Here is a 19797-nt window from a genome sequence, read left to right as displayed (position 1 = left end):
CCACTCGTTCTGAAGAGGACTTCCTCTGGCTTACAGCGAGTGATTCGTGACGAGGGTAATCAACAGGAGATGTACCCTGCTCTCTTCGATCTGCTCACTCTCCGGTTCCGGCTTGTTGTTGGCCAGTAACTTCGTCCGGGGTGAGCCGGAAGAATCGGAACTCCAGCGTAAGGGGATGACTGTCGTACACGTCCACGAAGGGGATTTTCACTCGCTGCATCGCCTCGGCGACGTCGGGGTCGAGTGCTGATTTCGTGATCTCTTCCAGGCTGCCGGTTGCGACGACGCTTCGCCAGCCACGGTCGGTTTCGTCGTACGTAACGAATGAAACCTCTCCGTCTTCTTCGATGAGATCTCGCTTTCCGGCGTCCTCAGGGCCGATTGCAAGCCGGAAATAGAAATTCTCTGAATCTGCGTCGTATCCATACGAAATTGGTCGGGTATACGGGGGGCCGTCGTCCGACGAATCGAACGAGATGACACCCGTTCCACCACTCCCTAAGAAGTCGTCCCGTTCTTCCGTACTCATCCGTACTGAGCGGACGTCTTCCATACGATCACGCTCCCTCGGAGCTGATGTCCAGCCTTCCCTCTTCCGGCGTCTGAGCGTCACGCCACCAAACGAGCTCGAACTCGATGCTCTGTTTTGCCTCGGTATCGCCCTCTGTCCAGTCCGACTCGCCTTCCAGCTTGAAGGTCACGGGGTCCGTCGGATTCAACCGCACCTGCTGGCCGCCGAGTTCGAGTGTTACGTCTCCACCTCCGTCGAGTTGTTCAGCTAATTCGCGGAGATACGACGCAATCTCTGCCCGTGTTTTCTCGGTCTCGGTTTCGAGTTCTCTCATACCGAGTAGTACGTCGGACATCCCGATAAACGACGGGGAGCGTTCTCGAACTTGGGAAACTACCCTCCACCACGAACAAGGGATGCGATCCTTGACATCCCCCCGTGCCTGAAGACGCCCCCAGAACGTGGAGCGGTCTGGCGTGCGACCGAGACACGGCGTGTCTCGTCAACGCAGGAATCCCACGGCACCGCATCGCTGAGTTGGGATAGACGACTTCGAGTACGCTAGCCACTACCGCTGAAGACGAGCCTTTGCCTCCTCGCCAGTCCTGTCGATCTCCACTAACCCGTCCGCGGTCAGATCCGAAAGGAGTTCGCGGAGCCACTCACGACCGTGCTCGCCGTCCGGGGTGTAGTCCACACGGATTCGGTGACCGAGTGTATCCAACTCCATCTCGTCGTGTTCACCCAGGAGTCGGACGATCCGCCCGCGGAACTGTCGCCGACTCCCCTCGAAACTGGGCTGGGTCGGAACGTCGGGGGCGGTGAAGTCGCCCGTCTCGTAGGCGTGACACCACGCGCGCCACGGACAGCCCGCCTCGTCGCAGCGGGGAGTCTTCCCGCAGGCCACCCCGCCCAGTTCCATGATCGCGTTGTTCCAGACGCGCGACTCGCCGTCGGGCATGACGAACCCCGCGACGGCTTCGAACGCCGCGTCGTCGTCCGGCACGTCGAACGCGCGGTGGAGCACGCGCTTGACGTTCGTGTCGACGACGGCGTCGCCGGTGTTGAACGCGAACGAGGCGACGGCGTTGGCGGTGTACGGACCGACGCCCATCAACTCCTCTAACTCGCCGGGCGACCGAGGGAACTCTCCACCGTACTCCTCAACGACCTGCTGTGCCGCCTCGTGGAGATACTTCGCCCGATTGTTGTAGCCGAGGCTGTGACTCGTCCAGAAGGAGACGACGTCGCTCCGCTCGGCCGCTGCGAGAGCGTCGACGGTCGGCCACCGGTCGAGGAACGCCTCCCACGCCTCGACGACGCGACCCAACTGGGTCTGTTGGCTCATCACCTCGGAGACGAGGATCTCGTAGGCGTCGTCCGTCTGTCGCCACGGGAACTCGCGGTGGTCGTCTTCGTACCACTCGACGAGCGCGCGCCGGACGGCGTCGACCTCGTCGCTGTCGTCGGGGAGTGCGGGGGCGACGTCCTGTAGCTCCTCGGGGACGGACGCGTCGGTCATTGTCGAGCGGTGGGCGAGCGGAGGTTTATGGGTAGTGGTCCGTCGCCGTGCCGCCTCAGGTCCCGTGGCGTGAGTCTCTCGGCGGCGTCGCTCCGACGCCGTCGCGACGGCAGTCGCCGCGACGGTCTCGGGAGCGAAACGCGTATCCGACGCCCGCGTCTCCCTCTCGGCATGAGTCTCGACGACCTCAACGACGACGTCCAGTCGTCCTACTCCGACCTCGACGACGACCTGACCGTGGAACTCGACCGCGAGGCGAAGAACGAACTGGCGACGCTGGCGGCCGTCTTCGAGACGGAGGACACGAGCGAACTCGTCCGCCGGGCGGTCCACATGCTGTTTCGGTCCAGCGTCGACTCGGGCGACCTGGACTTCCAACTGCGCCGGAGCTACGACGTCACCTACGACGAGTTCCTCGCCGGGATGACCTACGAGGAGATGACGGGACAGGACCAGTATCCGCAGCGCGACGACGAACGTCGCTACCAGATGTAGCCGTCGGCCGGCCGCCAGCAGCTACTTGTTCTCAACTCGACAACAGCTCTCTATGGGACTGAGTGCCCGCAACAACCTGACTGGAACGGTGAAGTCACTGAAAAAAGACGAGATCATGGCGGAGATCGTCGTCGAACTCGGCGACGGACAGACGGTCACATCGACGATCACCCGAGCGTCCGCCGACCGCCTCGACCTCGCGGAGGGCGACGAGGTCAGCGCCGTCATCAAGGCGAGCGAAGTGATGATCGACAAGGACTGAGCGGTCGGTCTCGCGGCTTCGAGAGCGGGAGAACCGACTACGCGACGTCCGCGATCGCCTTCGACAGCAGGTCCGCCCCGAGCGCGATCTCGCGCTCCGTCACGTCCAACGGCGGCAGGACGCGGAGCACCTTGTAGCCGCACGAGAGCGTCAGCAGGCCGCGCTGGAGCGCCGCCTCCTGGACTGCGTCGCGGCGCTCCTTGGTATCGAACTCGAGGGCGAGCATCAGCCCCTTTCCGCGGACGTCGACGACGCCGGTCGGGTCGGCGTCCCGCATCGTCTCTGTGAACTGTCGGCCGCGAACGGTGGCGTTGTCCATCAGGTCGTACTCGTGGATGGCGTCGATGGTGAGCGCCCCCTGTAGGGAGGCGATGATGTCGCCCGCGCCCCACGTCGAGGAGAGACGGCCCTTCTCGTCGGGGAAGACGTCCGACCGGGAGATCGTCGCGCCGACGCGGAGACCCTTCGCGGCGGCGATGACGTCGGGTTCGATGTTGTAGTGGTCCGCACCCCACATCTTCCCCGTTCGCCCCATCCCGGACTGGATCTCGTCGGCGACGAGCGTGATGTCGTGCTCCGTCGCCAGCGCGGCGATCTCGTCCATGAAGGCGTCGCTCGGGATGCGGTAGCCGCCTTCGCCCTGGATCGGTTCGAGGATGATGTAGGCGACCTCGTCGGCGCTGATGTGGCCGCGGTCGGGGTCGAGCTTCTTCCGGAGGAGCGACACCTTCTCGGCCGGGTCGTCGCCGCCGACGAAGAAGCCGCAGTCGCAGCTGTCAGGCGTGCAGGAACGGTCGTCGCAGTAGGGGACGTCGTGGACGCCCGAGACGGTGGGGAACTTCCGGCGGTACTTCTCCTTCGAGCGGTTCAACGAGAGCGCGCCGAGCGTCCGCCCGTGGAAGGCGCCGTCGAAGGTGACGGCGTACCTCGCGCCGTCGCTGTGGTCGTAGGCGATCTTGATGCCGTTCTCGACCGCCTCGGCCCCGGAGTTCGAGAGGAAGACCATATCCATCCCGTAGTGGTCGGTGGCGTCGGTCAGTCGGTCCATCAGTCCGGCGGGACCGGGGAAGTCGCTCTCCTCGGGCGTGTGTGCGTCGCCCGCGCTCACGTAGAAGTCCTGCCCGGCGATCTTCAGCGGGTCGACGAGGTCGAACTCCCGGAGTTCGTCCATGATCTTCGGGTTGTTGTACCCGAGCGGGGCGGCGGCGACGTGACTCGTGAAGTCCATCAGGACGTTACCGTCGACGTCCGTACAGAACGGCCCCTCCGCGTCGCCCGAGAGGTCCCAGACGAAGTCGTAGACGTACGTGCTCGGCGCGGCGCTCTGGTGGTGGTACTCCACCCACTCGCGAGCGCGCTCGCCCGGCAGCGCCGTGACGTGCGGCTCGACGGTGTCTCTGTTCATGCCGTCGGTTAGCAGACCGGTATGTTAAGACGTTCGTTACGATTCAGCCAAATATTGCGACGACGGCCGTCACCCCGCCCGCGGCGACGAGGAGGAGAGCGCTCCACGTGGCGACCTGGCGCGCGAAGTCGCGCGGGCCGGCGGCAGCGACGAGTCCGGCCTTGACGACGACGCTCGAAGCCGTCGCGAGGAGGATACCGACGATCGCGGTGGTCCCCTCGATGGTGCCGCCGCGGTAGAGCAGGACGGCCGAGGTGGTCGTCCCGGCCGACGAGACGAGCCCCGACACCAGCGCACTCGCGTAGAAGCCGAGGCTGCCGAACTGCTCCTGGGCGACCGTCCCGACCGCGAGGATGAGGAAGAACACCGCGCCGAACGCGAGGACGTTCTTCATCGAGAAGGGGCTCTCGAGGTCGAGTGCGACGTCCTCACCCCAGTCGGCGGTGAAGCGGGCGACGACGAAACTCCCGACCACGAGCGCGCCGAGCGGGATCGCCGCCTGCCAGAGCGGCGGGCGATCCGCGGCGACGGTGAACGCGAGGGCGATGCCGAGGTTCCGGAGTGCCATCGCGGCGTTCGCGAGCAGCACGCCGGCGACGGCGAAGCCGACCGACTCGCGTTGCTGGCGGACCTGGTCGAGCATCGTCCCGACGACCGCCGTCGAGGAGGCGAGTCCGCCGAAGAAGCCCGTGATGGCGATGCCGCGACCGCCGTAGGAACGAACGAGCGCGTAGTTGACGATGCCGATCCCGGCGACGGTGACGACCATCAGCCACGCGACGCGGGGTTCGAAGGTGACGCCCATCACCTCCTCTTCGGCTGGTAGAAGCGGGAAGACGACGAACGCGAGGATGGCGAACTCCGTCGTCGACCGCAGTTCCTGACGTGACAACCCTCCCGCGAACCCGTGTAGCTCTCGTTTGAGCACGAGCAACGACGAGGAGATGACGGCGACGGCGACGCCCGCGACGAAGAACCGCGAGGCGACGAGTACGCCGACGCCGTAGGCGACGAGCAGCGACACCGACGTCGTCAGCGCCAGCGAGTCCTCTTCGCCGGTCTGGAGCCCCTGTACCGCCAGAAGGATTCCCTGCACGATGACGAGGACGCCGCCGACGGTGAGAAGCGCTACGCCGAGCGGGGACTCCTCGGCGATGATGGTGAACACCGCGGCGACGAGACTCGTCAGCGAGAAGGTCCGGATCCCGGCCGACTTCTTCGACCACTCGCGTTCGAGACCGAGAAAGAGGCCGAGCGCCGCCGCGATCACCACGCGGACGACCGGGTCCTGCAGCGGCGCGGCGAGCGGATCCTCGAGTTGGAGAACGAGCGGCCAGACGACGTCGAGAGGGAGAGGGGAGAACTGCATAGTCGAACTACGCGTGGCCCGTGGTTAAGTTCTCAGGCCGCGACGTGTCGTTCTTGATCCGCGATACGTTTTTCACAGTTCCGTGGTGGGCTCTAGTATGTCGATACTCGACTTCGATCGAGCCCGCGCCGCGTGGTGGGCGCTCGGCGCCGTCCTCGCTGCGTCCCTCCTGTTCGTCGTCTACTCGTTCGTCGGCACGTTCGTCTTTGGGCTCTTTCTGTACTACGCGACCCGTCCGATCTACCGACATCTCCGAACACACGTCTACCCGCCCAGTCTGGCGGCTGCCGTCTCGATGTTCGCACTCGCGCTCCCAGCCCTGGCGTTGATGCTGTACGCACTCCTCGTCGTCGGAAAAGAGGTGAACAAACTCACCCGGTCGACGCAGTTCGACCTCGGTACGTACACGGCGCTCGATCTGGGTGTCCTCAGCGGGGTGGCCGACCCCGCGACCCTCTACCGCTCCGGGTTGCGCGACTACCTCACGTTCGAGAGTCTCGATGCGGGCCTCGACCAGGTCGTCACCGCCGCCGACACCTTCGCCGTCGTCGGCGTGGGTCTCGTTCACCTGTTCGTGATGGTCGCTATCGCCTTCTATCTCCTCCGCGACGATCATCGCATCTCCCGCTGGGTCAGCAAGCGGTTCGCCGACGACGAGGGGGTGCTCGACGCCTACCTCGCGGCGGTCGACACCGACCTCGACAGCGTCTTCTTCGGCAACATCCTCAACGCCGTACTGACCGGTACCATCGGGGTCATCGCGTACACCGTGTTGAACGTGTTCGCGCCTCCGGAGCTCCGCATCCCCGCCGCCGCCCTCGTCGGACTGCTCGCCGGCGTCGCCAGCCTCGTCCCGGTGGTCGGGATGAAACTCGTCTACGTCCCCGTCGCGGGCTACATGGGCGTCCAGAGTCTCGTGTTCGCCGGTCCGGAGTCGATCTGGTTCGTCGCCGCGTTCGTCGTCGTCTCGTTCGTCCTCGTCGATACCATCCCCGACCTCGTGCTTCGCCCCTACGTCTCCGGTCGCAGTCTCCACGTCGGCAGCGTGATGCTCGCGTACACGTTCGGACCGCTCCTCTTCGGCTGGTACGGTATCTTCCTCCTGCCGATACTGCTCGTCCTCGTCGTCAACTTCGCCCGGATCGTCCTCCCGGAACTCGTCGCCGGAAAGGAGATCAAACCGTACGTCGTCGACCCGGTGTATCTGGGCGACGAACTGGCCGCGCCCGGAGAGACAGACGGAGAACTCATCGACCCCCTCGAAGACGAGCGTCCCGCAGCAGAGTCGACCGACACGCGGCCCGACGTTGGCCCGGAGCAGTCGGGCGGGTCGACTCGGACGGGCGGAGAGTAGCTGATCTCAGGCGTCGACGTACTGCGACTCCCAGTCTTTGCGGGCGTCGATCTCGCGGCGACCGCGCCGTGTCAGCGTGTAGTAGTTGGTTCGTCGGTCACGTTGCCCCTTCTCGACGAGCCCCTTGTCGACGAGCGTGTCGAGGTTCGGATACAGCCGCCCGTGGTGGATCTCCTTCTCGTAGTACTCTTCGAGCTCTTCCTTGATGGCCAGCCCGTGGGGTTCTTCGAGCCCGGCGATCACGTACAGCAGATCCCGCTGAAAGCCTGTCAAGTCGTACATCGGTAATATCCGCGTAGAAATTCTTGTCTGATAACAATAAACATATCGGCCGATTCGAGAGAGAAAGCCGTGCTATCCCTATTAATTGCCAGATTCCGGACTCTAGAAAAGATAACCACGATGAGTTGTTTGTTGTATTTACTATATCAGTCCATAAACATGTTTTGTCGCAGATAGCAGCGCGGATTTAAGCGTCTGTGAGACCTTCTGACGCCTATGCCCGAAGAAGTGCTGTTCAAATCGGAGTCGCCACAGAGCCGTGCAGAGATCGCGAGCTACCTCCGCTCTATCGCGGACAAACTCGACGCCGGCGAGTCGCTGACACTCTCGTCGGGCGGACAGTCGCAGACGCTCGACGTCCCCGCGCAGCCGACGTTCGAAGTGAAGGCCGAACGCGAGACGTCGACGAGCGGCGGCCCTGCGGAGCTGAGTCTCGAACTCGAACTCGAGTGGGACGAGGGTGCGACCGACGAAGACACGACGCTCTCGGTCGAGTAGTTCGGTCTTCGATTTTCGCCCGTCTGCGTGACGCACCGCTCTGCACTCGAGTTCGTGAAAAGGAAAGCAAGCCACGCGAAAATCGCGTGAGTGCTTGCCGCCCTGAATTGGTCCCCGCTGACGCTTCGGCCCTCCAAAGCGAAGCGTCACCTGCTTCTATCGCACGTTTGTACTTAAACGTACCGACCTCCGTCCGACGGCGTGTCTCCGTGACGACATCACCGCTCAAATGTGCTCCTCTTCGAGCACCCACCCGAGCGCACGCTTGTAGTACGTGAACATCTCTCTGACACCTTGGTGGCGCATCTCCTCCTCGTCGAGCTGCTCTTTCAGGAACTCGTACTGCTCGCGGATCTCCTCTTCGTCTCGCATGGGGCGTTGTTCGAGGGTCGGGTACTTGGGTACGGTGGGGCGCTGTCGGGACCGTCGCTCTGCCCGGCGACCGGCCTTCGAGAGGCGAGAAACCGCGCGCCGACGCTACTTCCGGTCTAGTCGTGAGAGGCCGTGCCAGATGGCGTCGACCAGCCGATGTTCGCCCTCGCCTTCGGCGTCGTCCCAGCCACGATCGAGTGCGTCCTCGACGACCGCCAGCGAATGGTTTTCGAAGTTGTTGAGACCGCGGAACGCCTCCAGCGCCTCGCGCTCCCGCTCGCCGAACGAGCCGGTCGGCTCGCCGTCGTAGAACCCCAGCTCGGACAGTGTCTCGCTCACCGCGCGCGCCGTCTCCCCGTCGAGTTCGCGCGTCTCGTCGGGTTCCTCACGCGCGAGGAGGGTCACGTCGTACAGTTTGAACACGCGTTCGAGTTCGTCGATCGGTCGCTCGTGGTCGTCGACGCGGACGTCGATCCAACGGTCGTTCTTCCCGTCGTAGCCGCCCCCGGGCTTGGCGACGTACAGCGCCGCCCCCTGCTCGCCGCGACTGTCCCCGCCGGCGTCGTTGCCGGCGTGCAGCGCCGCGAGGAGCTTTTCGGGCAACCCCCCCTCGGCGGCCTCGAAGGCGTCGGCCATCGCGGGGAGCGTCTCGTCGTTCGCGAGAATGTTCCCTTGGACCGTGTAGTGGTCGCCCTGGAGGTCGCCGGCGACGTCGAAACAGTCGTCGCCGGTGAACGCCGCGATGGAGCCGTCCTGTCCGACGACGCCGACCTGTCGGGACGCGGCCTCGTCGTCGCCGTCGGTCAACTGCTCGATCACCTCCGCTGCCGAGTACCCCTCGCGTAACAGGTCGAGCCCGTCCGGTCCGTAGGCGACGTTTGCGAAACTCTGTGTGGCGACCGCGCCGGCGTCGGCCGCCGCGAAGGGGACGACGGAGCCGACGCTGACGAACTTCGACTGGACGGCGACGCCGACGGCCCCGGCCTCCGGGTCGCGTGCGACGATGGAGAACGTCATACCCGAGCGAGGATGCAGGATGTCAAAAAGCTCAGTCCGCGGGCATCGGTTGCTCCTTCTCCGCCTCAGTCTTCCGCGCGGTCAACGGCTGTCGGCTGACCAGCTCGCAGCCGAACGCCGGATGCTCGGCGAGATGCCGGACGAGCATGTGACGCCGTCCGCCCGTCAACCCGCTCCGACCGACGTCCTCGGCGGTGAACTCGGTCGGCAGTCGGCCGTAGAGTCGTCTCAGCTCGGCGAAGCTCGCGAACACCTTGCTGTGGCCCGCGGAGTTCGCCGCTCGCCGAGCGACGACGTAGCTTCCGTCCTCGCGGTGCTCGCCGGTCGTCCGGAAGAACTCGAGTCGCCGGTGGAGCGCCGCGCCGAGCGAGTCGCGGAGCGCCGCCGCGTCGCTACGGGAGAGTCGGAACTCCGCACCATCGAGTTCGACGACCAGTTCGGTACCGTTCGCCGTGACTGCGGTCTCGGTGTCCGAGACGCGGGTTTCACGCCGGGAGAATTTCTCGATCAGGAGCGTGGGAACTCCGTGTCATGCACTCGAGGTGTGGGCGTTCTCGTACTTAAACGTGGGTGGTCGTACAGGTGACGGCTGTCGCCCCACTCCCCGTCCCCTCTCCGCTTCTGGCCCGACTTACCCCGACTCGATGAGATGTTTCCGTAGTAACCGACGGTCTCGGAAGCTCTCCGGGAGCGCCGTCAGATCGACCCAGTCGACGTCGGCGACCTCGGTAGGCGTCTCGACGGCGTCGGCGTCGAGCACTCGTCCGTCGGCTGGTTCGCCGACGAACACGACGACCGGGATCGGCAGCGTCTCGTCGTACCCGAAGTCGACCTCCATCGTCAACCGATAGAGCGGTTCGGCGAGTCGAGGGACGACGCCCGTCTCCTCGCGCACCTCGCGGCGAGCGGTCTCCGCGGGCGTCTCGTCCGGTTCGCCGGCACCGCCGGGCGTCTCCCAGTTCCCTCGACTCGTCGACCTGATGGCGAGCATCCGCCCGTCGCCGTCGCGGGTGACACATCCCGCGGCGTGGGGGTAGAACTCCTCGTGGAACGCTCGGAGACTCGTCGGAAACGCGACGTCGTGGTCTGGGAGCGGCGGAACGACGAACGACCCCTCGTCGGGGATCGGTCCCCAGCGATCCTCGACATCCGCGACGAGCGACGCGGCGTGGTCGCTCGCTCGCGTGCGGAGCACGATCGGCGTTCGGTTCGGTCATACAGGCGCCTCTCGGCTCTCCGACAAAAAATCCCGGCAGCACGCGTGACCGGTCCCGGTCGCTATCGGACGTCGCCGAACGTCTCCACGAGGTCGCCGTCGACGACCCGACGCTGCCGGTACCCCAGCGCGTTCGTCAGCATCGTGTGGCCGAGGAACGTCGTCGTGTACTCCAGCACGCCGAACGGGTGGAGGCTCGACTGGTTCGCCGGCGGGAGCAGTCCCCCGAGCAGGTGGACGCCGGTTCCGTCGGGTCGTGTCAGCGACCCCGCGGCGACCCGGCGGCCGTCGTCGCCGTCGTCGTCGCGGGCGTACCCGGCGACCGACCCGCCGGCCGCCGTGAAGGCGTCGGGGTCGACGACGGTGAGCGGTGCCGTACCGGGGATGCTGATGGGGTACCCCAGCGGCGCCGGCTTCCAGAGTTCGCGCTGGATGGAGCGCGTCCCGGCGAGGAGCGGATGGTCGTCGACCCGCTCGTCGAGGAACGCGCTGAACACGCGGATCTCCTCGACGTCGGACGCACCGACGTCGTCGACCAGCGCGTTCGAGAGCCGTCCGAGCAACGAGACGCCGCGGTCCGTGAGCACGAGGTTCCCGCCCGCCTCGACGAAGCGGTCGAGCTCGGCGACGTAGCCGTCGTCGTCGACACCGACCGCGTGGGAGACGACGAGGTTCTCGACGGCGAGACGGTCGCTGTCACCCCGGAACAGCGCGCCGTCGGCGACCGCCTCGACGCCGAGCGGCGCCATCTGCCCGAGCGGACCGCTCCCTCGCTCGTCGCGACGACCGTTGCTGCGACCGTTCGTCGCCCCGGCGTCGGCGACGAACTCGGCGTAATCGTCGAAGTACGTCAGCGGCGTGACGCTGTAGGGTCGCTGCTCGTAACCGAGCACGTCGACGGGATCGGGTGCGCTCACCGCGTCGGAGCCGTCGCCGACGAGGAGGGTGCTTCGGACGGTGACGTCGGTCTCGGTTGCGCCGGTCGCCTTCACCTCTACCGTCCACGTTCCCGCCGCCGGGTCGTCGACGACCCACTCGGCGACGCGCGACCTGTCGCCGGCGGCGAGAGCGTGCGTCCGTACCACTCGCCCCTCCGGGTCGCGGAGTCTGGTGACGAGCATCCCGCGCTCCGGTTCGACGGTGAGCGACAGCGACGTCGCCGTCGCCGAGACGTCGACGGTCACTGGCTCGGGTCGTCCCCCGACGGCGACCGTCTGCGTCCGGGTCCGTCGCGTCGCGTCGGTAAACGAGAGGTCGGCCGACTCTCGCTCGAGCGCCTCCGTCTCCACGTACGCCGTCGTCGCCCGCCCCGTCTCTATCTCGGCGGTCACCGATCGCACGGCGTGCTCGGCGGTCGCCTGGATCACCTCTCGATACCCCGTCACCTGCAGGTCGACTAGCCACGGGCGGAACGTCATCCGGTCGAACACGCGGTTGTCCCACCCCATCTCGTGGGCCATGATCTGCATACCGAGCCCGCCGTTCTCCTCGGGGTGGCTCATCCAGCTGATGAGCGTCCCGCTCGTCGTGTAGCCGATGGTGTCGAGGATCGTCCCGTAGCTGAACGCCTCCTGCGGCGTCGGCAGGGAACTCCCGTCGAAGCCGTACTGCTCGCCGTACGCGTCGTTCAACGCCTCGAACTTAGACTGGGCCGCCTCCAGTTTCCCGTCGAGTGCGGCCTCCAGCCGGTCGGCAGTCGCCCGGTTGTACTCGTAGAGGTCGTGGAACTCGCCGGTGTCGTACTGGTCGTTGACGACGAGTCCGTTGACGAAGTCGCTCGACCAGAACATCCCGTGGAGGTCCGACCCGATGCGGAGGTTGTCGTAGCCGCGGAGATGTTCGACGATGTCGAGCGCGTCCGGAACCAGTTCCTCGTACACTGCGGGGACGTCCTCGTCGACGCCCGGCGTGTCGTCCTGCAGATCCGCTCCGGCCGGTTCAGCCGGGTAGTGGCTCGTGTTGATCCACCCGACGGTGGGGTACTGCCGGTTGGGGTCGACGCCCGTCGCCGTCACCCGCTTGAACGAGTTGCTCTCCGCGGTACCGTCGCCGTCGGTGTCGACCCGGTACTGGGGGTTCCGCGACACCCACCCGTCGGGGTTCGGGTAGAGGAAGACAAGCACCACCTCGTCGAGCAGCGATTCGACGGCCGGTTCGTCGCCGTTCAACACCCGCTCGACGAACCGCGTTCCGGCCTCCGCACCCGCGCGTTCGTCGCCGTGGATACCGAGCGTGTACACGACCGTCTCCTTCTCTCGGAAGGCGGCCTCGTCGCCGACGTCGTTCGTCACCTCCGCGACCCAGAGGTTCTGCGGCCCCGCCTCGTCGAGAAAGAGGTTGTAGTGGCCGGGGCTCTCACCGATCGAGTAGAACTGCAACCGGTCTTCGTGCTGGCCCTGCAGTCGCTGCATCCCGTCGACCATCTGCTCGAAGTCGATGTAGTCGACGCTGTCGTCGACGGCGGGGAACACGCCGTCGGGGTAGTGGCCGAGTCGCCAGAACGGGTTCGACCCCGGCGAGTACCGGAGGGTGGTGACGCCGTCGACGGCGACGATCGACTCCACTCGGTCGGGAGTCGGGCGGACGTAGGCGGCGGTCGTCGGTTCTCTGGTCGTCACCGGGTCCAGTCCGAGACCGCGGAGGTCCTCGAACGCGGCGGCGTCCGTCGTCTCGACGAGCGTCGGAATCTCGAAGGAGTCGTCGACGGCGTCGACGACGAACGCGTAGAGATCGGTGACTTTCGGCGAACTGCTGTCCGCGACGGCGCTCCCCGTGAGCGATACCGCACCCGCGGTCGCCGCCGACAGTCTGACGAACTGCCGTCGGGAGACCGGGACGTCGTCGCGACTGAACGTGTCTCCGAGGTTGGATTCTCGTGTCATGTGTGAGGTCTTTCTATACGAAAGGACGATGTCTTGTGGTAACTAGCATCACAAATAAATTCGCAGAGTATACTACGAGTAAATACTCGGGATGTCTGACGATCGTCCGCGACCGAACGACGGGGCGCTTTTTGACTCCCCGACTGTACTGGGAGCCATGAAGATCCGGGGTAGCCGAGAGTGCAAGGATTGCGGTCATCGGTGGTCCTACTACGACACGGGGAGCGTCGCCTGTCCGAACTGCGAGAGTCTGCGGAGCGTCGGTCTCGACGACCGGACGCAGCACACCGCCGGGGCGGAGGCGCTCGACCTCTCGCCGCACCAGAACGCGCTCGGGGACGACGATACCGACGTCGCCGACGTCGCCGGCGACCTGAAACCGACGCTCAGGGAGTATCTCCGCCAGCGCGGGTTCATCCACGGCGGCGACCTGCACCCGCTCGACGACACGTTCCTCGCGGCCCACGAACTGCTGCAGGCGATCGACGTCTACGCCCGTGCCCGCGACCCGACCGACGACGAGCGACTGTACGTCCTCGAACTCGTCCGCGGGGCCGACGCCGGCGACCGCCCGGCCGTCGCCGACGTCCCCGAGTCGATGCGTGCGGCCCGCGGGTTGGCCTACGCGAAGGCCGTCTCCGACTACCGTCGGGACCTCGTCACGTGGCTCGAAGATCACCCCGACTCGGAGGCGCGGACGACGCTCGGCGCGCTCGTCGACCACGTCAAGCGGGCGAAGTCGCTGCAGGGCGACGTCCCGCTGGAGACGTCCGAGCGTCTCGTGCAGGCGGTCCGCGACCTCGGCGACTATCTCGTCGACGGCGACGAGACCGCGCTGGCGACGGCGCGAGACCGACTGTCGCGGTTGGGTTGAGGAGAAGAGGGAAGAAGAGAGGGGAGCGAGGTGAACGGTCGCCGCTCAGGGGAGATCGACCGGAACGTCCGTCTGGAGGCCTGCAGCCTTCACGGTGTTGTAGAGCAGCATCGCACGGGTCATCGGGCCGACGCCGCCGGGGACGGGCGTGATCTTCCCGGCGACTTCCTCGGCCGACTCGAACTCGACGTCGCCGACGAGCTCGTACCCCTTCTCGGTGGCCGCGTCGACGCGGTTGATACCGACGTCGACGACCGTCGCACCCTCCTTGAGCATGTCGCCGGTGACGAGTTCCGGCACGCCGGCGGCGGCGACGACGATGTCGGCGTCGGCGAGGTGGCCCGCCAGGTCCTTCGTCCGGGAGTGACAGACCGTCGTCGTCGCGTTGCCGAACGGCGCCTTCTGGATGAGGAGGTTCGTCATCGGCTTGCCGACGATGTCCGAGCGGCCGACGACGACGGCCTCCGCCCCCTCCGTCTCGACGTCGTAGGCTTCGAGCAGTTTCTGGATACCGTGGGGGGTACAGGGCTTGTAGCGGGCGTGACCGGCGACCATCCGGCCGACGTTCTCGGGGTGGAAGCCGTCGACGTCCTTCACGGGGTCGATAGCGCGGAGGACGCGCCGCTTGTCGACGTGGTCCGGGACGGGCATCTGGACGAGGATGCCGTGAACCTCGGGGTCGGCGTTCAGGTCGTCGATGGTGTCGTACAGCTCCTCGGCGGGCGCGTCGGCGTCGAGTTCGACGTGGATACCGTTTATCCCTACCTCCTCGCAGTCGCGCTGTTTCATCGAGACGTACGTCTCGCTGGCGGGGTCGTCGCTCATCAGCACCGTCGCCAGTCCCGGCGTCGTCCCCTCGGCTTTGAGGCTCTCGATGCCGTCTGCGAGTCCGTCGCGGATCTCGGCGGCGACCTCGTTGCCGTCGATGAGTGTCGTCATAACTGAGAGGCGGACAGCCACGCTCTTCAATGCTCGGATTCGTGTGTATCTTGGACTTCAAAAACCACGATATATGCTCGTTTATGTATACTCAGTCGTCGAAATCGGTGTCGGTCCCGCGAATCGCTCAAACTCGGTTCGCCGCCGACAGTTATCCGTTCCCCGAGCGATACCTCTGCATGGGACGCCGAGACGTTACGCGGTCCGAGACGGTCGATCGACTGTTCTGGGCGCGGCACGCGAACCCGCTGAGCGGGTGGTCGCGCTTCGCCGCCTTTCCGCTCTTGATGTACGCGCTCTACGAGCGGCGGTGGCGACTCGCCGTCGGAACCGTCCTGTTCCTCGCGGTCAACCCCTTCCTCTTCCCGCCGCCGGAGAACGCCGACGGCTGGATGAGTAAGGTCGTCCTCGGCGAGCGACTCTGGACGCGCCACCCCGACGAGGTGCCGGTGTCCGACGCCTACAACACGGCCGGGACGGTCGCGTTCGCGTACGGACTGTACGCGGTCTACAAGCAGCACCCGGTGCGGACGGCCGTCTCCACTCTCGTCGTCGTCGTCCTGAAGCTACTGTTCGTCGCCGAGTTGGTCCGGTTCTACGAGGAGCACCACGCCGACTTCGACGACCACCTGTTCGCGTTCGAGGCGACCGACTCCTCGATCTGACGCCGCGTCAGGGACACGTCGCGTCGGCGACCGACTGTTTCTCTCCGCCCTGTCGAACGGCCGTCGTCGCCCCCGTCTCCAGATTCACCAGCATCGCCTGCCCGCCGTAGCCGTGTGTCTGGTCGTGGCCGCGGACGACGACGCAGTTCGTCCCCTCGGGGTCCTCGACCGTCTCCGAGCGCGTGAACTCCTGTGTCCCGTGGGCGTGCAGCAGGTCGCGCCGACCGAGTCGCTCGCCGTCGGGCGTCTCGACCTGCCACCAGTTCGCGTAGCCGTCCTCGCCACTGTCGTCGTGGAGGAGCGTCACGTCGAAGCGGTACGACCCGTTTCGAGCCTGCACTCCGACGCCGACGACGTTGGCCTCCCGAAGATCGAGGTCGCCGGACGTGGTCGTCGCATCGGCCTCCGTCGACGCGGCGGTCTGTTCCGTCTCGGACACCGTCGCCGACGGACGCTCGTCCTCGTCCGCCGTCGTTTCACCTGTCGCGGGTGCGGGTTGAGTCTCCGCACACCCGGCGAGGCCGACGACGAGCACTGCGCTGAACTGGAGGCACCGACGACGGGAGAGGTGAGGCATGGCCGCTGCTACGGTGCAGCCGCAGAAAAAACGGGTGTAAGGCGGCGAGTCGTGCGCTACTCGTACAGGCCGAACTCGTCGGTGAGGCCCTGGACGTCCTCGGCGACCTCCGCCAGCACGTCGGTGTCGTCGTGGTTGTCGACGACGCGGTAGATGAGGTCGCCGACGTCCTCGGTCGCGTCCTCGTCGAACCCGCGGGTGGTCAGCCCGGGCGTCCCGGCGCGGATGCCGCTCGGGTTGAACGCCGAACGCGTCTCACCGGGAACGGTGTTGGCGTTGAGGACGATGCCGGTCGAGTCGAGTGCGTCCTCGGCGTCGCCGCCGGTCAGATCGGGGTGCGACTCGCGGAGGTCGACCAGCACGAGGTGGGTGTCGGTGCCGCCGGAGACGACCTTGAGGCCGTGGCTCTGGAAGGTGTCCGAGAGCGTCTTGGCGTTGTCGACGACCTGCTGGGCGTACTCCTCGAACTCGGGCTGGAGCGCCTCTTTGAAGCCGACGGCCTTGCCGGCGATGTTGTGCATGAGGGGGCCACCCTGCCCGCCGGGGAACACCGCCTTGTCGACGTCGTCGGCGAACTCCTCGGAGGTCATGATGATACCGCCACGGCCGGCGCGGATGGTCTTGTGCGTGCTGCCGGTGACGAAGTCGGCGACGCCGACCGGCGAGGGGTGGACGCCCGCGGCGACGAGCCCCGTAATGTGGGCGATGTCCGCGAGGTGGTAGGCGTCGACGTCGTCGGCGACGTCCTGAATCGTCTCCCACTCGACGACGCGCGGGTACGCCGAGTAGCCGGAGACGATGATGTCCGGCTCGAACTCGCGGGCCTTCTCCTCCAGTTCCTCGTAGTCGATGTAGCCAGTCTCGGGGTCGACGTGGTACTGTTCGACGTCGAACAGTTGGCCGGTGAAGTTCGCCGGGTGGCCGTGGCTGAGGTGGCCGCCGTGGGTGAGGTCGAGCGAGAGGATCTTGTCGCCGGCGTCGAGCACGGAGAAGTAGACGCCCATGTTGGCCTGCGTGCCGGAGTGCGGCTGGACGTTGACGTGCTCTGCGCCCCAGAGCTCTTTCGCGCGGTCGATGGCGAGGTTCTCGACCTCGTCGGCGTACTGACAGCCGGCGTAGTAGCGCGCACCGGGGTAACCCTCGGCGTACTTGTTCGTGAGCACCGAACTCTGCGCCTCGAGCACCGCCTCCGAGACGTGGTTCTCCGAGGCGATCATCGCGAGCGTGTCGCGCTGGCGTTCGACTTCACCTTCGAGTGCGTCGGCGACGGCGGGGTCGACCTCCCGCACGTGACTGTAGTCCATATCGACTCTCGGTAACAGGGGCACAAGAATCTGTGTGCTTTGCGCACGATTTCCCGTGTCGACAGAGATTTACGTTCACCGGGGGAGAACTTCGACGACCGGGCATGATCGAGGTCGATTCGACTGAGAGGGGGGTGCGCGCCGTCGACTCCGCCAAAACCTCCATCGAGGTCGAGACGGACGACTGGGTGAGCGCCGAGCAGTCGCTGGCACTCTCGCGACCGGTCGACACTACGCTCGCCGGCGAGACGTCCGTCCTCCGATTCCCTCCGGTGTTCGTCGTCGCCGAACGACTCGACGGCGACGCGACGTTCGAACTCGGCAGCGAGGTCGGACCGATCGATCTGCCCCCCGACGAGTACGTCGTCCGCGTCGACGGCAACGTCCTCACCTACGTCCGGTTCGACGGGGCCGCCCGCCTCGAGAAACCGGGGTACGAACAGGCAATCATCTCGTTTCCCGAACCGACGACGGTGACGCTCGGCTTCCGCAGTCGGGTGCAGTCGCCGCCGGAGACGATGACCGTCCCGCGGACGCCCGCCGGCGTCGCCACGGCGCTCTCGCACTTCCCCGCGGGCCACCGGACGGCGACGCCCGACCGCTCGTTCCCGACGATGCGCGGCCACCCACCGCTCGTCGAGTTCGGCGACGAGACGGACGTCCCCGACGTCGTCGCGGAACGCCGCGAGGCCGTCGACGTCGAGCTGACGCTCCCGCCGCGTCTCGACTACCTCTTTCCCGTGTCGTCGCTGGCACACTACCTCGGCGCGACGGTCCGGACCGAACCGGCGGCGACGCCGACGCTGCGGACGCCCGACCGGACGCGCGAACTCTCGTCACTGCCGGAGTTCCCGAGAGAGTGTGCCGCGCTCCTGCGGCGCGCGTTCATGCTCGACTGTCTGGTCCGCAACGCCGGTCCGTACGGAACCGACCTCTCGGAGACGCGGCATCTCGAGACGCTCGGGCTCGACGCGGCGGCGCTGTACGACCGTCCCATCTCGAGCCGCCTCGACGCGTATCTCGACGCCCCGTTCGAGCGCGTCTCCGAGGCGTTTCCCGAGTGGCATCTGTCGATGTACGTCGACCCGACGTTCGACCACGTCGAGACGCTCCCGTATCTGCTGTCCATCCTGCCGAACGTGTTTCTCCCGTCGTCGGAACCGCTCTCCGGAAGCGAACGGCTGTCGCGGTCGCTCGACGACTTCTACCGGCGACAGGAGTCGAGCGTCTCCGTCGACCTCGTCAAACCCGACCTCGGCCCCGGCCGCGTCCACGGGTGGCTCGCGCCGAGTGCGCCGATCGACGTGTTCAAGGCGGTACCGAGCGCGTACTCCAACCGGTTCGACTACCGCCGACGGGCCTCCGAACCAATCTCGGTCGTGGCGGTGCTCAACGACAACGAGATGGCCGAGGAACACGCTGAGGCGGCGCGCATCTACCGCCACCGCGCCACCGAACTCGACCTCGACATCACCGTCCGGGAGCATCTCTCGACCGACGAACTCGCGGACGTGTTCGAGACGTCTCACGATCTCGTCCACTACATCGGCCACTGCGAGGAGTCGGGTCTCCGGTGTCGCGACGGCAACCTCTCGGTGTCGAGCCTCCGAGAGTCGAACGCCCAGACGTTCTTCCTGAATGCGTGTGGCTCGTTCCACGAGGGCGTCGAACTCGTCCGTCAGGGGAGCGTCGCCGGCGCGGTGACGTTCAACAAGGTGCTCGACAGCCACGCGGCCCGGGTCGGGACGACGTTCGCCCGGTTGCTGATGAACGGCTTCTGCATCGAGCGGGCGCTCCGACTGTCGCGGCGGCGCATCATGATGGGGAAAGACTACACCGTCGTCGGCGACGGCACTCACGTGCTCACCCAGAGTGAGAACTACGTCCCCGGGGAGATCGAGCTGTCCAACACTCCGGACGGGCAGTTCGACCTGACGTACGAGGTGTTCTCGCCCTCGGCGCACGGCGGCTACTACCAGCCGTACCTCCCCGGAAACGACCAGTCACACCTCATCGGCTACGCCACCAGCCACCGACTCGACCGGGAGGCGCTCACCCGCTTTCTCGACATCGCCGACACGCCGGTCGTGTACGACGGCGACATCCACTGGTCGAACGAACTGCGTCGCGAACTTGAGTGAGAAGAAGCGTCCGACTGTTCCGTGATCCCGTCGGCCGCCGACCTCTCGGCGGTTGGCTCTCGGTCGTGTTACGGCGAGTCGAGGGGAAAGCCCTGCCCGTCAGGACGGGAAG

The 19797-nt window shown here is 66.3% G+C and carries 21 protein-coding genes; 7 read left to right on the top strand and 14 right to left on the bottom strand.

Features of this window, described 5'->3' with window-relative positions; genetic code table 11:
* Positions 1–94: 94 nt before the first annotated feature.
* The 3 genes from BSG17_RS10660 to BSG17_RS10650 form a co-directional block, all read right to left on the bottom strand.
* A complete protein-coding gene (locus BSG17_RS10660) occupies positions 95–553 on the bottom strand; it encodes a pyridoxamine 5'-phosphate oxidase family protein (RefSeq protein WP_089823786.1) in 459 nt (152 codons plus the stop codon).
* A gap of 4 nt (positions 554–557) precedes the next feature.
* Entirely contained in the window at positions 558–845 is a 288-nt protein-coding gene (locus BSG17_RS10655; protein ID WP_089823948.1) for an amphi-Trp domain-containing protein, read from the bottom strand.
* 234 nt (positions 846–1079) lie between these two features.
* Entirely contained in the window at positions 1080–2033 is a 954-nt protein-coding gene (locus BSG17_RS10650; RefSeq protein WP_089823784.1) for an HhH-GPD family protein, read from the bottom strand.
* A gap of 171 nt (positions 2034–2204) precedes the next feature.
* Between BSG17_RS10650 and BSG17_RS10645 the strand changes: the two genes are divergently transcribed.
* On the top strand, positions 2205–2528 hold the full coding sequence (locus BSG17_RS10645; protein WP_089823947.1) for a ribbon-helix-helix protein: 324 nt from the start codon (positions 2205–2207) through the stop codon (positions 2526–2528).
* A gap of 52 nt (positions 2529–2580) precedes the next feature.
* A complete protein-coding gene (locus BSG17_RS10640; protein WP_089823782.1) occupies positions 2581–2790 on the top strand; it encodes a TOBE domain-containing protein in 210 nt (69 codons plus the stop codon).
* 37 nt (positions 2791–2827) lie between these two features.
* Here BSG17_RS10640 and BSG17_RS10635 read toward each other — a convergent pair whose 3' ends face one another.
* Both BSG17_RS10635 and BSG17_RS10630 read right to left on the bottom strand, forming a co-directional pair.
* Entirely contained in the window at positions 2828–4195 is a 1368-nt protein-coding gene (locus BSG17_RS10635) for an aminotransferase class III-fold pyridoxal phosphate-dependent enzyme (RefSeq protein WP_089823780.1), read from the bottom strand.
* 43 nt (positions 4196–4238) lie between these two features.
* Complete coding sequence (locus BSG17_RS10630) at positions 4239–5564, bottom strand: MgtC/SapB family protein (protein ID WP_089823778.1); 1326 nt, start codon at positions 5562–5564, stop codon at positions 4239–4241.
* A gap of 97 nt (positions 5565–5661) precedes the next feature.
* Here BSG17_RS10630 and BSG17_RS10625 point away from each other — a divergent pair, with 97 nt between their 5' ends.
* Positions 5662–6918 carry an AI-2E family transporter gene (locus BSG17_RS10625; protein ID WP_089823776.1) on the top strand — a complete coding sequence of 419 codons (1257 nt, stop codon included), beginning with the start codon at positions 5662–5664 and terminating at the stop codon, positions 6916–6918.
* A gap of 6 nt (positions 6919–6924) precedes the next feature.
* On the opposite strand, the gene BSG17_RS10620 is transcribed toward BSG17_RS10625, so the two are convergent.
* On the bottom strand, positions 6925–7200 hold the full coding sequence (locus BSG17_RS10620) for a PadR family transcriptional regulator (protein ID WP_089823774.1): 276 nt from the start codon (positions 7198–7200) through the stop codon (positions 6925–6927).
* A 216-nt stretch (positions 7201–7416) separates the two neighbouring features.
* On the opposite strand from BSG17_RS10620, the gene BSG17_RS10615 reads away from it, so the two are divergent.
* On the top strand, positions 7417–7698 hold the full coding sequence (locus BSG17_RS10615) for an amphi-Trp domain-containing protein (RefSeq protein ID WP_089823772.1): 282 nt from the start codon (positions 7417–7419) through the stop codon (positions 7696–7698).
* Between the two features lie 225 nt (positions 7699–7923).
* On the opposite strand, the gene BSG17_RS26970 is transcribed toward BSG17_RS10615, so the two are convergent.
* From BSG17_RS26970 to BSG17_RS10595, 5 genes are all read right to left on the bottom strand, one after another.
* A complete protein-coding gene (locus BSG17_RS26970; RefSeq protein ID WP_170864775.1) occupies positions 7924–8070 on the bottom strand; it encodes a hypothetical protein in 147 nt (48 codons plus the stop codon).
* Between the two features lie 105 nt (positions 8071–8175).
* Entirely contained in the window at positions 8176–9087 is a 912-nt protein-coding gene (locus BSG17_RS10610; RefSeq protein ID WP_089823770.1) for a DUF1028 domain-containing protein, read from the bottom strand.
* A 31-nt stretch (positions 9088–9118) separates the two neighbouring features.
* Positions 9119–9523, bottom strand: coding sequence for a DUF7528 family protein (locus BSG17_RS28930; protein WP_089823768.1), 405 nt, complete (start codon positions 9521–9523; stop codon positions 9119–9121).
* A gap of 195 nt (positions 9524–9718) precedes the next feature.
* Positions 9719–10282, bottom strand: a complete 564-nt coding sequence (locus tag BSG17_RS25965; protein WP_139246589.1) for an NUDIX hydrolase — start codon at positions 10280–10282, stop codon at positions 9719–9721.
* Positions 10283–10365: 83 nt separating this feature from the next.
* A complete protein-coding gene (locus BSG17_RS10595; RefSeq protein WP_089823766.1) occupies positions 10366–13185 on the bottom strand; it encodes a M14 family zinc carboxypeptidase in 2820 nt (939 codons plus the stop codon).
* 157 nt (positions 13186–13342) lie between these two features.
* Here BSG17_RS10595 and BSG17_RS10590 point away from each other — a divergent pair, with 157 nt between their 5' ends.
* Entirely contained in the window at positions 13343–14059 is a 717-nt protein-coding gene (locus BSG17_RS10590; RefSeq protein WP_089823764.1) for a DUF7117 family protein, read from the top strand.
* 45 nt (positions 14060–14104) lie between these two features.
* On the opposite strand, the gene BSG17_RS10585 is transcribed toward BSG17_RS10590, so the two are convergent.
* Entirely contained in the window at positions 14105–14998 is an 894-nt protein-coding gene (locus BSG17_RS10585; RefSeq protein WP_089823762.1) for a bifunctional methylenetetrahydrofolate dehydrogenase/methenyltetrahydrofolate cyclohydrolase, read from the bottom strand.
* A gap of 179 nt (positions 14999–15177) precedes the next feature.
* Between BSG17_RS10585 and BSG17_RS10580 the strand changes: the two genes are divergently transcribed.
* The gene (locus tag BSG17_RS10580) at positions 15178–15663 is read left to right on the top strand and encodes a DUF6653 family protein (RefSeq protein ID WP_089823759.1); all 486 of its coding nucleotides are present in this window, start codon (positions 15178–15180) and stop codon (positions 15661–15663) included.
* A 7-nt stretch (positions 15664–15670) separates the two neighbouring features.
* Here the strand turns inward: BSG17_RS10580 and BSG17_RS10575 are convergent, their stop codons facing one another.
* Complete coding sequence (locus BSG17_RS10575; protein ID WP_089823757.1) at positions 15671–16240, bottom strand: hypothetical protein; 570 nt, start codon at positions 16238–16240, stop codon at positions 15671–15673.
* Between the two features lie 56 nt (positions 16241–16296).
* On the bottom strand, positions 16297–17544 hold the full coding sequence (gene glyA, locus BSG17_RS10570) for a serine hydroxymethyltransferase (RefSeq protein WP_089823756.1): 1248 nt from the start codon (positions 17542–17544) through the stop codon (positions 16297–16299).
* Between the two features lie 104 nt (positions 17545–17648).
* Here glyA and BSG17_RS10565 point away from each other — a divergent pair, with 104 nt between their 5' ends.
* Positions 17649–19685, top strand: a complete 2037-nt coding sequence (locus tag BSG17_RS10565) for a hypothetical protein (protein ID WP_089823754.1) — start codon at positions 17649–17651, stop codon at positions 19683–19685.
* Positions 19686–19797: the final 112 nt, after the last annotated feature.

It is taken from the genome of Halogranum amylolyticum (genome assembly GCF_900110465.1).
Lineage (GTDB): Archaea > Halobacteriota > Halobacteria > Halobacteriales > Haloferacaceae > Halogranum > Halogranum amylolyticum.
Note: the sequence above shows the minus strand (reverse complement) of the source record. Positions and strands in the feature narration are given on the sequence as shown.

What these genes read in the sequence shown, in the direction of transcription:
- BSG17_RS10580 (WP_089823759.1), top strand. Translation starts at nt 15,178, where the DNA reads ATGGGACGCCGAGACGTTACGCGGTCCGAGACGGTCGATCGACTGTTC.
- BSG17_RS10625 (WP_089823776.1), top strand. Translation starts at nt 5,662, where the DNA reads ATGTCGATACTCGACTTCGATCGAGCCCGCGCCGCGTGGTGGGCGCTC.
- BSG17_RS10635 (WP_089823780.1), bottom strand. Translation starts at nt 4,195, where the DNA reads ATGAACAGAGACACCGTCGAGCCGCACGTCACGGCGCTGCCGGGCGAG.
- BSG17_RS10610 (WP_089823770.1), bottom strand. Translation starts at nt 9,087, where the DNA reads ATGACGTTCTCCATCGTCGCACGCGACCCGGAGGCCGGGGCCGTCGGC.
- BSG17_RS10590 (WP_089823764.1), top strand. Translation starts at nt 13,343, where the DNA reads ATGAAGATCCGGGGTAGCCGAGAGTGCAAGGATTGCGGTCATCGGTGG.
- BSG17_RS10645 (WP_089823947.1), top strand. Translation starts at nt 2,205, where the DNA reads ATGAGTCTCGACGACCTCAACGACGACGTCCAGTCGTCCTACTCCGAC.
- BSG17_RS10660 (WP_089823786.1), bottom strand. Translation starts at nt 553, where the DNA reads ATGGAAGACGTCCGCTCAGTACGGATGAGTACGGAAGAACGGGACGAC.
- BSG17_RS10650 (WP_089823784.1), bottom strand. Translation starts at nt 2,033, where the DNA reads ATGACCGACGCGTCCGTCCCCGAGGAGCTACAGGACGTCGCCCCCGCA.
- BSG17_RS10620 (WP_089823774.1), bottom strand. Translation starts at nt 7,200, where the DNA reads ATGTACGACTTGACAGGCTTTCAGCGGGATCTGCTGTACGTGATCGCC.
- BSG17_RS10565 (WP_089823754.1), top strand. Translation starts at nt 17,649, where the DNA reads ATGATCGAGGTCGATTCGACTGAGAGGGGGGTGCGCGCCGTCGACTCC.
- BSG17_RS10655 (WP_089823948.1), bottom strand. Translation starts at nt 845, where the DNA reads ATGAGAGAACTCGAAACCGAGACCGAGAAAACACGGGCAGAGATTGCG.
- BSG17_RS10585 (WP_089823762.1), bottom strand. Translation starts at nt 14,998, where the DNA reads ATGACGACACTCATCGACGGCAACGAGGTCGCCGCCGAGATCCGCGAC.
- glyA (WP_089823756.1), bottom strand. Translation starts at nt 17,544, where the DNA reads ATGGACTACAGTCACGTGCGGGAGGTCGACCCCGCCGTCGCCGACGCA.
- BSG17_RS10630 (WP_089823778.1), bottom strand. Translation starts at nt 5,564, where the DNA reads ATGCAGTTCTCCCCTCTCCCTCTCGACGTCGTCTGGCCGCTCGTTCTC.
- BSG17_RS10640 (WP_089823782.1), top strand. Translation starts at nt 2,581, where the DNA reads ATGGGACTGAGTGCCCGCAACAACCTGACTGGAACGGTGAAGTCACTG.
- BSG17_RS26970 (WP_170864775.1), bottom strand. Translation starts at nt 8,070, where the DNA reads ATGCGAGACGAAGAGGAGATCCGCGAGCAGTACGAGTTCCTGAAAGAG.
- BSG17_RS10575 (WP_089823757.1), bottom strand. Translation starts at nt 16,240, where the DNA reads ATGCCTCACCTCTCCCGTCGTCGGTGCCTCCAGTTCAGCGCAGTGCTC.
- BSG17_RS10615 (WP_089823772.1), top strand. Translation starts at nt 7,417, where the DNA reads ATGCCCGAAGAAGTGCTGTTCAAATCGGAGTCGCCACAGAGCCGTGCA.
- BSG17_RS10595 (WP_089823766.1), bottom strand. Translation starts at nt 13,185, where the DNA reads ATGACACGAGAATCCAACCTCGGAGACACGTTCAGTCGCGACGACGTC.